We start from the raw sequence: 11,593 nt of genomic DNA on the forward strand, positions 1-11,593 counted from the left end.
CGGCGATGGGGGCAGAGGCGACGAGGGAGGTGGAAAGAGAACAATAGTGGTGGGGGCTGCCCCCCCCCCCCCCCCCCCCGCGCCCGGCCGCTGGTAGCCCAGAACCGTCGGGTGCTTCGCGTCGAACGGGACGAGCCGGCCGCCCGCGAGCTCGGGGGTCTCGCGGTGCACGCGGATGAGCCGCGTCAGGCCCGCGTAGACGGCGCCCGCCGGCGTCGAGGGATCGTTCCGCTGCGCATACGCCTCGGCGGGATAGGGCGGGCGGTTCACCCAGCGGCTGTCGTCGGCGAGCGCGGGGTCGTCGAGATAGGAGTGGTCGTTGAGCTGCGCGACCTCGTCGCCGAGGTAGACGAGCGGGATGCCGCCCGTCGAGAGCGCGATCGAATGCGCGAGCAGCACGCGGTCGACACCGTGGGCGTCGCCGGCCTCGATGCCCGCGAGCGAGGCCGTCGTGCCCGCGACGCGCGCGTCGCCCGTGCGCGGGTTCTCCTGGAACGGCACGCCGCGCGCGAAGCTGCCCGGGAACCGGTTGACGTAGAACGCGTTGAGGAACCGGCGATGGTCGAAGCCCTGGATGCCGAACTCGGCGGCATCCTCATCGGCGAAGGTCCAGCCGATGTCGTCGTGGCCGCGCACGTAGTTGACCCACGAGCAGCCCTCGGGCAGCGCGTGCCGGCGTTCGAGCGCCTGCCGCAGCATGCGCGGGTCGCGGGTCGCGAGCATCTCCCACGTGAGCGCCATCTGCAGCGGGTTGTACGAGAGCTGGCACTCGCCGAGCGAGATGTACTCGGCGACCTCGTCGGGGTGCACGATCGCCTCGGACTTGAACAGCAGGGATGGCGCCGCCATCCGCAGCACCGCATTGAAGGCCTGCAGCAGCAGGTGGGCCTCCGGCAGCGACTCGCACGGCGTGCCGAGCCGCTTCCAGATGAAGGCGACGGCGTCCATGCGCAGCACGTCGACGCCGAGGTTCGCGAGGAACAGCATCTCGCCGGCCATCGCGCGGAACACGGCCGGGTTGGCGTAGTTGAGGTCCCACTGGAAGGTGTGGAACGTCGCCCAGATCCAGCGCCCGTCGGGCAGCTGCACGAAGGAGCCGGGGTGGTCGTCGGGGAAGATCTCGCGCACCGTCTTCTCGTACGCATCGGGCATCGTGCGGTCGGGGAAGATCAGGTAGAAGTCCTCGTACCCCGGCTCGCCCGCCACCGCCTTGCGGGCCCAGTCGTGGTTCGAGGCGGTGTGGTTGAAGATGAAGTCGAGCACGAGCGAGATGCCGTTCGCACGCAGCTCGGCGGCCAGGCCGCGCAGGTCGTCGATGGTGCCGAGGTGCGGCGCGACGGCCCGGTAGCTCGAGACCGCATAGCCGCCGTCGGAGTTGCCCTCGGGCACCGCGAACAGCGGCATGAGGTGCAGGTACGTCAGGCCGAGTTCGACGAACTCGGGGATCCGTGCGCGGACGCCGGCGAGATCGCCCGCGTACCGGTCGACGTAGCAGACGCCGCCGAGCATGCGGTTCGACAGGTACCATCCGGTGTCCTGCTCGCGGCGTGCATCGGCCTCCTTCAGGTCGGCGGGCCGCGCGGCCCAGGATGTCTCCGCGTCGTCGATCACCCCGGCGAGCTGGTCGAGCCCGTCGTCGCGCTCGCCGTACAGGCGGCGGAACAACCCATGCAGGGTGGGGAAGTGGGTCGTGAGGCGCCGGATGAACTCGGCGTCGGCCGTGGTCGCAGGCGCCGCCGCCGACGGTCGGATCCGGGCGAGGTCGACATCGGCGTCGATTCCCAGTCGTGCCATGTGCCCAGCCTGCCGCATCTGTCCCGCGAACGGGAGGCGAGCGCTGTGAATCCGCCCCGTATGCCGGCGAGGCCCCACTTCGGGAGCGTGACGGGCCCGGTGGGGCGGGCTAGGCTCGAACCGGTCTGATTCCCGCGATCGAGAGTTCGGCTATGAGGGGTGTGCGAGCCGTCGCGATCGGCCCGGCGCCGATCGTCCGTCATGCTGCCCTCGCGACGGCCATGATCGCCATCGCCGCGGCGGTCGCCGTCGCCGTGGCCAGCGAACTGCTCCACTTCGTCCACGTGGTGCACGCGGCGGACGGCCGGCATGGTGCGCACGAGGGCCTGCACGTCGTGTTCGACCCGCTGTGCGTGGCCGCGGCCATCGGCGTCGCGGGTCTCCTGCTCGCGGCGCTCGCCGTGGCGTCCGCGCCGACCGACCGCCGACCCCGCGGCCGCTGTCGCGTGGTCTGGGCGAGCCCCGGGCTCGGTGCCATGGCCAACGCCTCGGTATGGGCGACCATCGCCGCGCTCGCCGTGGGCGCGGCGGCCGAGGCGTTCGCCCCGCTGCCCGGCGGTCACCTCACTGCGAGCGCGCTGTTCGCGGGCACGCTCGGCGCGGTCACGGGCTCGGTGCACCGGCGCGCGCACCACCAGTCGGCGTACCGATCGTTCAACATGGTCGCGATGCTGCTCGCGGCGGGATGCCTGGCGAGCATGAGCCTCACGTCGACCGGCGAGTGGTGGGTGAACAACTTCAGCACGCTCGGCACATCGGGCGACTTCGCGGCGGCGTGCTTCAACCTCGCGCTCATCTTCTCGGGCGGTGCGATGGCCGCGATGTCCGGCCGGCTCGCGAGCGGCCTCGTGCGCCCCGAGTACGCCGCCCGACGCGGGGCGGTGGCGACGGCCAAGGTGCTGATCGCCGTGATCGGCCTCGCGCTGGCGGGCGTCGGGCTGGTGCCCATCAATACCGAGGAACTGCTGCACAACGTGTTCGCGAGCGCCGCCGGCGCCGCGTTCTTCCTGTTGGCCTCGCTCACCCCGTGGCTCGTGCGACGGATGCCGCGGCGACTCGTCGTGACGTCCTGGGCGTCGTTGGCCGTCGAGGTCGGGACCTGGATCGTGTACGACCGGCTCGGACTCGCCTCGCTCACGGTGTTCGAGGTCGTGGCGTTCGCGTTGGTGTTCGTGTGGCTCATCGCGCTGGTCGTGACGACGCACCCCTCGATGGGGCCCGAGCCCGCACCACCTCGGCCCGAGCGCCGCGTGACCGCGATTCCGACGTTCGCCGTCGGCGGACGCTCCCGCGGAATGGCGCCGGCGCTCGCGCGTTCTTCCTGATGAGAAGTTGAGTCGAGCCGACTCAACTCGTATCATGGAATACAAGCATGAGTCCACACGACTCAACTTCGCAGCGATGAAAGGAGAGATCATGGCCAACACCGACCCGTTCCGCGACCTCGACCGTCTCGCGTCCGCGCTCTTCGAATCGAACCGACGGGGGCCGCGACGCATGCCGATGGATCTCTACCGCGACGGCGACCACTACGTCCTCACGGCCGACCTGCCCGGCATCGACCCGGGATCGGTCGACATCGACGTCGACGGCCAGCTGCTCACGATCCGCGCCGAGCGCACGCTCCCGTCCGGCGAGGACGTGAAGTGGATCACCCGCGAGCGCGAGGCCGCGTCGTTCCTGCGGCAGCTGAACCTCGGGCAGGGGGTCGACACCGAGCGCATCGCGGCGAGCTACGCCAACGGCGTGCTGAGCGTGACGATCCCGGTCAGCGAGAAGGCGAAGCCGCGCAAGGTGGCCGTCGAGACCGCCGACTCGGCGCGTACGGTCCAGGTGCCGGAGGCGACGCGCTCGGTCGAGTCGTGACCGACGACGACGACGTCCGCATCGAGCGCGACGACGAGACGGAACGGTACGAGCTGTTCGTCGGCGACACGCTCGCCGGCCACGTCCAGTTCCACCTCCGACCCGGCCGGATCGTGTTCATCCACACGATCATCGACCCGGCCTTCGAAGGTCAGGGGCTCGGCAGCCGCCTCGCGAGGCACGTGCTCGACGACGCCGTCGCTCGCGGCGAGCGGATCGTCCCGAGGTGCCCGTTCATCGCGGCGTACCTCCGCCGGCACCACGGCTACGAGGCCTCGGTCGACTGGCCGGCCGGCACCTCGCCCGCCGCATGAGTCAGGATCCGGACCTGCCGGTCCGGATCCTGACCCCCGCTCTGGGGCACTGCGGCCTTCGACGGCGGAAGATAGCATTCCTCAAAACCCCGAGTCGGGAACCCGACCCGACAGATCGTCGCACCGCGGCGAACGCGACCGCCATGTGTCCCAGCACGGTCGCTCGGGAGGTTGGCTCGCCGAGCTCAGTTCGGGTCGCTCGGCGGGGAGGGCCTCCTGTGAGGCCGCGGTGGGGCGGGAGGTAGGGTTCCCGCCCCACCGTCATGTCCGCGGTACGTCACGTCCGCGGTCGCACGCCGCCGCGCGTCGCCGCAGCGCGCTCGGCTACAGCCGCCCGACCGTCTCGATGTCTTCGAGGAACTCGGCGGCGACCTCGGCCGACACCGTCGCCCGCGTGGCCGCGATCGCGGTGACGTAGTCCTCGAGGTGCGGGCCGCGCGCATCGGCGTCGTCGGAGTACACGGCCTTCTCGAGCGCCGACTGCGACGCCTTCCGCGCGGCGTACTCGATGTCGGCCGGCGAGAAGCCGTCCGTCATCGCCACGAGCGTGCTGACGTCGACGTCGACCGCGGCCGGCGGGATGTACCGTCCCCAGATCGCGGTCCGCGCCTCCTCGTCGGGCAGCCCGATCGGGATGACGTAGTCGAACCGCCCGTGCCGCAGGAACGCCGAGTCGAGCGCGCGGATGAAGTTCGTGGCGCAGATCAGCAGCCGGTCGGGTTGCTCCCGGAAGGCGGGGATGATCTTCAGCAGCTCGTTCGTCACGCCCTGCGTCGGCGACGGCGGCTCGCCCTGGCGGTGGGAGGCGATCTCCTCGACCTCGTCGATGAACACCACCGCGTGCTCGAGCTCGGAGATCGTGAGGAAGGTCTCGCGCAGCGCGCCGGCCAGCGCACCCGGCGTGGCGGCCAGGCGTGAGGGGAACACCTCGACGAACGACCACTCCAACCGGGAGGCGATCGCCTTGGCGAAGGTCGTCTTGCCCGTGCCGGGCGGCCCGAAGAGCACGACGGCGCGGGGCGGCGCGACCCCGAAGCGTTCCGCGAGCTCGGCTTGGGCGAGCGGCAGGACCAGGCGGCGTTCGAGGAGCTCCTTCTCGCGTGCCATCCCGCCGACCGCGTCCCACAGTCCGCGGGGAAGGACCCGGCCGCCGAGCTCGGCGAGCAGCTTCAGCTCCTCGCGCTGCACGGGAATGTGCCGCTCGAAGTAGTGGAGGTCCTGCTTCAGCTCGAAGCCCTGGTGGAGGAACGCGCCGACCCGCGTCTCGGCGGCCGGCATGAGCGCCGAGAGCTTCGAGACGCCGGATGGCGCCATCCGGGCTTCGAGGGCGGCGAGCAGCGAGGATCCGATGCCGCGCCCGCGGTCATCGGCCGCGGTCGCGAGGAAGACGACCCAGCCCTGGGCGTGCGCGACCCTGCCGACGGCGGCGCCGATGACGTGGTCGCCTCGGACCGCGACCACCGCATGGTCCTCGGTGCAGGAGGCGAGCACCTCGGCGAGGTTGTACACCGGCTCGGCGGCTGCGGCGGCGACCTGTTCCCAGAGTCGCAGGATCCCGTCGACGTCGTCGGCGTGGAAGTCGCGAATCCGCCAGTTCGCCATGTTCAGCCTTCGCGCTCCCGGTCGTCGCGGTGCTCGCCCGCCGGCGCGCCGGCCGCCGGACCCTGCGCCTCGCGCAGGCGGTCGCAGAGCTCGATCAGCCGGCGCAGCTCGTCATCCTCGAGCGCGGTGCCCACCCGGTCGGTGATCGCGTGCATGTGCTGGATCGCGGCGCGGCGGAACTCCTCGAAGCCCTTCGGCGTGAGCTGCACGATGGTGCCGCGGCCGTCGAGGGGGTCGTCGGTCTTCTCGACGAGACCGCGCGCGACCAGGCGGTCGACGAGACGGCTCACGCTCGGCTGCGAGATGAGCACGTGCCGGTTGAGCTCCTTGAGTCGCAGGCGCCGGCCCGGGGCACGAGAGATGTTGAAGAGCACGTCGTACTCGTTGAGCGACATCAGCTCGGTGGGGAACACCGCGGAGAGCCTCCGCATCACCGAGACCTGCGCCCGGAAGAGTGCCTCCCATGCCGCAACGGCCGTCGCTCGATCAGCCACCCGTGCTCCCTCCGTCAGGCTCGGCGGCCCTCAGCGGCACCGCCGTGTCCGACGATAGCGAAGACCGTCGGCGGCCGAGGGATCCGGTCGGGGCGACGCGCGCGATGCGCCCCGAACGTGGGGGCGGCGAAGCGCTGCGGACACGGTTGAGGGCCGGTCGTAGAGGCTGACGACCGGCCCTCGCCCTTGCACCAAGAGTGTCCTGCAATCACATTCCGCACCGGCCGCCACAGCAAACAACCGGTGCTCTTCGAATATATAACGGATCGGTAACGGGCGCTAGCCCTGTGTGCCCCGAATGCGGGTGATTTTCCGGACGTCGGGTCGAGCGGCATCTCTCGCCGTGGTCGGCCGTCGATGCAGGATGACGCGTCGATCCTCGCGCGTCCGCAGGCGCTGCCGCGACCCACTGGGGACGGCGTGACGGGCCGGGATCAGAAGACGTCGGGGCTCGGCGTGGACGCCTGGCGGATCGAGACGTCGGCGTGCCGGTCGAAGCGGTAGCCGACGCCGCGGACCGTGCGCACGATGTCCTGGTAGTGGGCGAGCTTGGAGCGCAGGCGACGGACGTGCACGTCGATCGTGCGCTCGTTGGGCACCTCGTCCTCGCCCGACCAGAGGCCGTCGATGAGCTCGTGCCGGTCGATCGTGCGGCCCTCGCGGAGCACGAGGTACTGCAGCAGCTCGAACTCCTTGTAGGTGAGGCCCGCGGCCTCGCCGTCGAGCAGGACGCGCTTGCGCGAGATGTCGATGATGACGCCGTCGGGATGGCGGTCGGCATCCCCCTGGAGGCCCTGCGACTCGCGCTGGCGGGCGAGAGCGGTCGGGTCCTGCAGGGCGAGGCGGACGACGTCGACGTCGCGGCCGCCGGCTCCCTCGGGGGCGAGCGCGACCGCGGCGTAGGTCTCGGCCGACGGCGCGATCTCAGCGGTCAAGGTGCGGATCGCCTCGACGAGGCGGTGGAGCGTGGTGCCGTCGGCGACGGCCTTGGCCTCGTCGAGCCCGACGTAGAGCACGAACCCGCGCGCCTCGGTGCCCTCGGGCACGGCGCGCACGCGGGGCGCGGCCTGCGCGGGCGCAGCCGGAGCCGGGACCGAGGCGGGTGCGGGCGGGGCGGCGGCGGGGCGGGCGGGCTGCGGGGCGTACGCCGCGGGGTGCGACGGGCGGACGGCGGGGTGGGACGGGCGGACGGCGGGAGCGAGAGCGAGAGACATGGCGGATCCTTGTGCTGAAGATGCGTCGACGACCCCGGTGAAGGGTCTGAAGCGAAGGCCTGTGGTGGCCGGGGGAACCCGGAAGAGCATCGGGTTCGACGGAGCAGCGCCGATCGGGGTGGGATCAGTCGCGTGACTCGGCGGAGGGTTCGCTGGTCAGCGGCACATTCGACAACACATGGGGGCACGCGCCGACATCATCATGTCGGCAGTCCTGTTCGCCTCGCGGGCGGTCAGGGTGCGTGCGGTGTCAGTCATGAGCGAAAGTCAAACCCACGTTCCGCGATGTGTCAAACCGTGACACGGGGATGACGGCGCGTGACGTCGCACGCGATGCGCGCGGCGCGCCCGCCCGTGCGAGGTTCGGACGAATCATCCGACGGTGGAGAAGATTCTTCGATGAGAAGCCAATTCGTCGAATTGTGGAATTCGAAACGTGCAGCGGCGTGTCTCACGGCGAAGATCCTGCGACGTGAGGTCGCGGTGACCGGGACGAAACGTCGAGTCAGACGGTGCCGTACAGGCGGTCGCCCGCATCGCCGAGGCCCGGCACGATGTACCCGTGCTCGTTGAGGCGCTCGTCGACGGCGCCGAGGACGATCGACACCTCGCGACCGTGCAGCGCCTCCTCGACGGCCCGGAGGCCCTCGGGCGCGGCGAGGATGCAGATGGCCGTGACATCCGTCGCGCCCCGCTGCAGCAGGAACTCGATGGCCGCGGTCAACGAGCCGCCGGTGGCGAGCATCGGGTCGAGCACGAAGCACTGCCGGCCGCTGAGGTCGTCGGGCAGGCGCTCGGCATAGGTGGTCGGCTCGAGCGTCTCTTCGTTGCGCGCCATGCCGAGGAAGCCGACCTCGGCGCTCGGCAGCAGCTTGACCATGCCCTCGAGCATGCCGAGGCCCGCCCGCAGGATGGGCACGATCAGCGGCTTCGGGTCGGCGATGCGAACGCCCGTGGTGGGTGCCACGGGCGTCACGATGTCGAGGGGCTCGACGCGCACGTCGCGTGTGCCCTCATACGCGAGCAAGGTCATCAGCTCCTCGACCAGGGAGCGGAACACCGGCGACGGCGTGTTCACGTCGCGCAGCACCGTCAGCTTGTGGGTGATCAGCGGGTGGTCGGCAACGTGGACTCGCATAGGCTCGAGTCTAGTTGCGGGGGTTCCGCCAGCGAGAAGGGGCGAGGGATGCCGGTCGAGCTGCCCGAGCACGCGGAATGGATGCGGCTGGCACTCGCCGAGGCCTCCGCGGCGCTCGCCACCGGCGACGTGCCCGTGGGTGCCGTGGTCGTGCGCGACGGCCAGGTCATCGCGACCGGCCGCAACGAACGCGAACGCCGCGAGGATCCGACCGCGCATGCGGAACTGCTCGCCATCCGCGAGGCCGCGCGGGTCACGCGCGACCGCCACCTCACCGACTGCACGCTCGTGGTCACGCTCGAGCCGTGCGTGATGTGCGCGGGCGCGATCGTCGCGGCGCGGATCCCGACGGTGGTCTTCGGCGCGTGGGACGAGAAGGCGGGCGCGGGCGGGTCGCTCTACGACGTGCTGCGCGACCGGCGGCTGAACCACCGGGTCGAGGTCTACGCCGGCATCGAGGCCGATGCCGCGGCGCGGCTGCTGCTCGACTTCTTCGAGGACCCCGCCCGCCGTCGACGCGCCGACTAGGGTCGGGGCGAAGGCACGCTGCTCGTCAGCTTGCGAGGCGGACCTGTCGCGACGCGGCGAGCCCGTCGAGGAACTCGCCGAGGATCGCGCTCGAGGCGGCCTCGGCGGCCGGACCGCACTCGAGCTGCAGCTCGCGCATGCGCTCGACCGTGAGGCCGTACTCGGGCAGCTCGTCGCCCCAGGCGGCCAGCCAGTCGTCGTGGATCGCGGGCGTCACCTCGGGGTGGAACTGCACCGCGAGCAGCCAGTCGCCGACGCGGAACGCCTGATTGGCGTACTCGGGCGACGACGCCAGCACCTCGACCCCCTCGGGCAGGTCGAACGTGTCGCCGTGCCACTGCACGAAGCGGACGCCGCGGGCGTGACGCACCGGTGAGCTCTCGCCCGCCTCGGTCACGTCGACCCCGAGCCATCCGACCTCCTTCCGCGGCCCGCGGTAGGCGCGACCGCCGAGCGCGTCGGCGAGCATCTGGGCGCCGAGGCACACCCCGAAGACCGGTGCCTTCGCCGCGATCCGCTGCCGGAGCAGGTCGATCTCGTGCCCGACGTACGGGTAGCGGTCGGTCTCGTAGGCGGCCTCGTCGCCGCCGAGCACCACGATGAGGTCGGGCGCGAGCGCGTCGATCGCGGCGACATCCTCGCGCGGCGCGTCGACGGTCGCGACCTCGTAACCGTGCGCCTCGAGCACCGGGCCGAGGTTGCCGAGGCCGATCGCGGAATCGTGGCGGAGCACCAGGGCGACCGGACGCGCCGACGCGCCCGCGGCAGCCGTCATTCGAGGCCCTTGATCACGATGGCGTCGGTGGGCGGGGCGTGCTCGTTCGGGTCGACGTAGATGTCGGGTTCGAGGTAGATCACGCGGGCGGTGGGCACGGCGTGCCGCACCCGCTCCTCGATGACGTTGATCGCCGTCGACACCTCGGCGAGCGTCTCGCCGCCGTGGAAGCCGAGCTTGGCCGCGACGAGGAGCTCGTCGGGACCGAGGTAGAGGGTCTTCATGTGGATGATGCGCTCGGCCTCGGGGCCCGCGAGGATCGCGTTCTCGATCTTGCCGAGATCGCCGGCGCCCGCGCCCTCGCCCACCAGCAGGCTCTTCGTCTCGATGCCGAGGATGATCGCGACGACGATCAGCAGCGTGCCGATCATGAGCGTGCCGATCGCGTCGAAGATCGTGTTGCCCGTGATGACGGTGAGGCCGACGCCGAACAGGGCGAAGACGAGGCCGAGGAGGGCCGCGATGTCCTCGAGGAGCACGACGGGCAGCTCGGGCGCCTTCGCGTGACGCACGAACTGCACCCAGGTCTGCTTGCCGCGCACGAGGTTCGACTCCTTCACCGCGGTGCGCAGCGAGAACGACTCCAGGACGATCGCGATCGCGAGCACGATCAGCGGAACCCAGGCGTTCTCGAGCGCGTGGGGGTGCTGGATCTTCTCGACGCCCTCGTAGATCGAGAACAGTCCGCCGACCGAGAACAGGATGATCGACACGACGAACGCGTACACGTAGCGCTCGCGCCCGTAGCCGAACGGGTGCTCGCGGTCGGCCTCGCGCTTGGCGCGATTGCCGCCGACGAAGAGCAGCAGCTGGTTCCCCGCATCCGCCACCGAGTGCACCGCCTCGGCGAGCATCGAAGCCGACCCCGAGACGAGCCATGCGATGAACTTCGTCACCGCGATGCCGGTGTTCGCGAGGAACGCCGCGAGGATGGCCTTGTGTCCGCCTGATGCGCTCATGCGCCAATCCTAGGATGGCTCCCATGACCTCCCGCCAGCCGGTTGACGCGCCCGTTGAACTCCCCACCATCGCCTTCCTCGGGGCAGGATCGATGGCCCGCGCGATCCTGGCCGGACTCCTGCAGCCGCATGTCACGGTGGCCGGCGGCATCCGCGCCACCAATCGCAGCGAGGCCCGCGCGGCCGAATTCGACGACGAACCGCGCGTGACCGCGTACGCGACCGAGGCGGATGCCGCGGCCAACCGCCGCGCGGTCGCCGGCGCGAAGCTCGTCGTCGTCGCGGTCAAGCCCGCCATGGTGCCCGACCTCCTCGACGAGGTCGCCGACGCGCTCGAGCCCGGTGCCGTCGTGGTGAGCGTCGCGGCGGGCGTCACGGTGGCGACCTTCGAGGCGCACCTGCCGTCGCACGTGTCGGTGATCCGCACGATGCCGAACACGCCCGCGGTCGTCGGTCGAGCGGTCACGGGCGTGTCGGCCGGCACGCGATCGAGCGAGGCCGACCTGGCGCTCGTGGTCTCCCTGTTCGAGACCGTGGGGGAGGTGCTCGTCGTGCCCGAGTCCCAGCTCGACGCGCTCTCGACGATCTCCGGGTCGGGGCCCGCGTACGTGTTCCTCCTCATCGAGGAGCTCACGAATGCGGCGATCGCCAAGGGCTTCACGCCCGAGCAGGCCGCGACGATGGTGCAGGGCACGTTCCGCGGCGCGAGCGAGCTGCTCGCGGCATCCGCCGACGACCCGGCCGAGCTGCGCCGACGCGTCACGAGCCCGAAGGGCACCACCGAACGGGCCATCGCCGTGCTGCAGGAGGCCGACCTCGCCGCGCTCTTCGGTCGCGCCACCGACGCCGCCCTCGCCCGCGCACGCGAACTCGCCGCCGGCGCGTGATCCTTTTCTCAGGCGTTATCCG

General features: G+C 71.2%; 12 protein-coding genes. 5 read left to right on the forward strand and 7 right to left on the reverse strand.

The window, feature by feature from the left end:
- A partial coding sequence (locus ACZ4TW_RS07190) for an alpha-amylase family protein (protein WP_465541557.1) occupies nt 1-1,794 on the reverse strand: 1,794 nt, incomplete at its 3' end.
- Nucleotides 1,795-1,946: 152 nt separating this feature from the next.
- On the opposite strand from ACZ4TW_RS07190, the gene ACZ4TW_RS07195 reads away from it, so the two are divergent.
- From ACZ4TW_RS07195 to ACZ4TW_RS07205, 3 genes are all read left to right on the forward strand, one after another.
- Nucleotides 1,947-3,119 (forward strand): hypothetical protein, encoded by a 1,173-nt coding sequence (locus ACZ4TW_RS07195; RefSeq protein ID WP_465541559.1) that lies wholly within the window; start codon nt 1,947-1,949, stop codon nt 3,117-3,119.
- A 91-nt stretch (nt 3,120-3,210) separates the two neighbouring features.
- A complete protein-coding gene (locus ACZ4TW_RS07200; RefSeq protein ID WP_465541560.1) occupies nt 3,211-3,660 on the forward strand; it encodes an Hsp20/alpha crystallin family protein in 450 nt (149 codons plus the stop codon).
- Nucleotides 3,657-3,974, forward strand: a complete 318-nt coding sequence (locus ACZ4TW_RS07205; protein ID WP_465541562.1) for a GNAT family N-acetyltransferase — start codon at nt 3,657-3,659, stop codon at nt 3,972-3,974. Before ACZ4TW_RS07200 ends, ACZ4TW_RS07205 begins: the two co-directional genes overlap by 4 nt.
- 324 nt (nt 3,975-4,298) lie before the next feature.
- Here ACZ4TW_RS07205 and ACZ4TW_RS07210 read toward each other — a convergent pair whose 3' ends face one another.
- The 4 genes from ACZ4TW_RS07210 to upp form a co-directional block, all read right to left on the reverse strand.
- Nucleotides 4,299-5,576, reverse strand: coding sequence for an ATP-binding protein (locus ACZ4TW_RS07210; protein WP_465541563.1), 1,278 nt, complete (start codon nt 5,574-5,576; stop codon nt 4,299-4,301).
- 2 nt (nt 5,577-5,578) lie between these two features.
- Entirely contained in the window at nt 5,579-6,070 is a 492-nt protein-coding gene (locus ACZ4TW_RS07215) for a MarR family winged helix-turn-helix transcriptional regulator (protein ID WP_465541565.1), read from the reverse strand.
- A 434-nt stretch (nt 6,071-6,504) separates the two neighbouring features.
- Nucleotides 6,505-7,284 carry a winged helix-turn-helix domain-containing protein gene (locus ACZ4TW_RS07220; RefSeq protein WP_465541567.1) on the reverse strand — a complete coding sequence of 260 codons (780 nt, stop codon included), beginning with the start codon at nt 7,282-7,284 and terminating at the stop codon, nt 6,505-6,507.
- 505 nt (nt 7,285-7,789) lie between these two features.
- Nucleotides 7,790-8,422 carry a uracil phosphoribosyltransferase gene (gene upp / locus ACZ4TW_RS07225; RefSeq protein ID WP_465541569.1) on the reverse strand — a complete coding sequence of 211 codons (633 nt, stop codon included), beginning with the start codon at nt 8,420-8,422 and terminating at the stop codon, nt 7,790-7,792.
- Nucleotides 8,423-8,470: 48 nt separating this feature from the next.
- On the opposite strand from upp, the gene tadA reads away from it, so the two are divergent.
- Entirely contained in the window at nt 8,471-8,950 is a 480-nt protein-coding gene (gene tadA, locus ACZ4TW_RS07230; RefSeq protein ID WP_465541571.1) for a tRNA adenosine(34) deaminase TadA, read from the forward strand.
- Between the two features lie 25 nt (nt 8,951-8,975).
- Here tadA and ACZ4TW_RS07235 read toward each other — a convergent pair whose 3' ends face one another.
- Nucleotides 8,976-9,725: a glutamine amidotransferase-related protein gene (locus tag ACZ4TW_RS07235; protein ID WP_465541572.1), complete on the reverse strand. Its 750-nt coding sequence runs from the start codon at nt 9,723-9,725 to the stop codon at nt 8,976-8,978.
- Complete coding sequence (locus ACZ4TW_RS07240) at nt 9,722-10,684, reverse strand: cation diffusion facilitator family transporter (RefSeq protein ID WP_465541574.1); 963 nt, start codon at nt 10,682-10,684, stop codon at nt 9,722-9,724. The genes ACZ4TW_RS07235 and ACZ4TW_RS07240 overlap by 4 nt, the downstream gene beginning before the upstream one ends.
- 23 nt (nt 10,685-10,707) lie before the next feature.
- Here ACZ4TW_RS07240 and proC point away from each other — a divergent pair, with 23 nt between their 5' ends.
- Nucleotides 10,708-11,571, forward strand: coding sequence for a pyrroline-5-carboxylate reductase (gene proC, locus ACZ4TW_RS07245; protein ID WP_465541576.1), 864 nt, complete (start codon nt 10,708-10,710; stop codon nt 11,569-11,571).
- The last annotated feature ends 22 nt before the right edge of the window (nt 11,572-11,593 follow it).

This window comes from Agromyces sp. NPDC029043 (assembly GCF_055564615.1).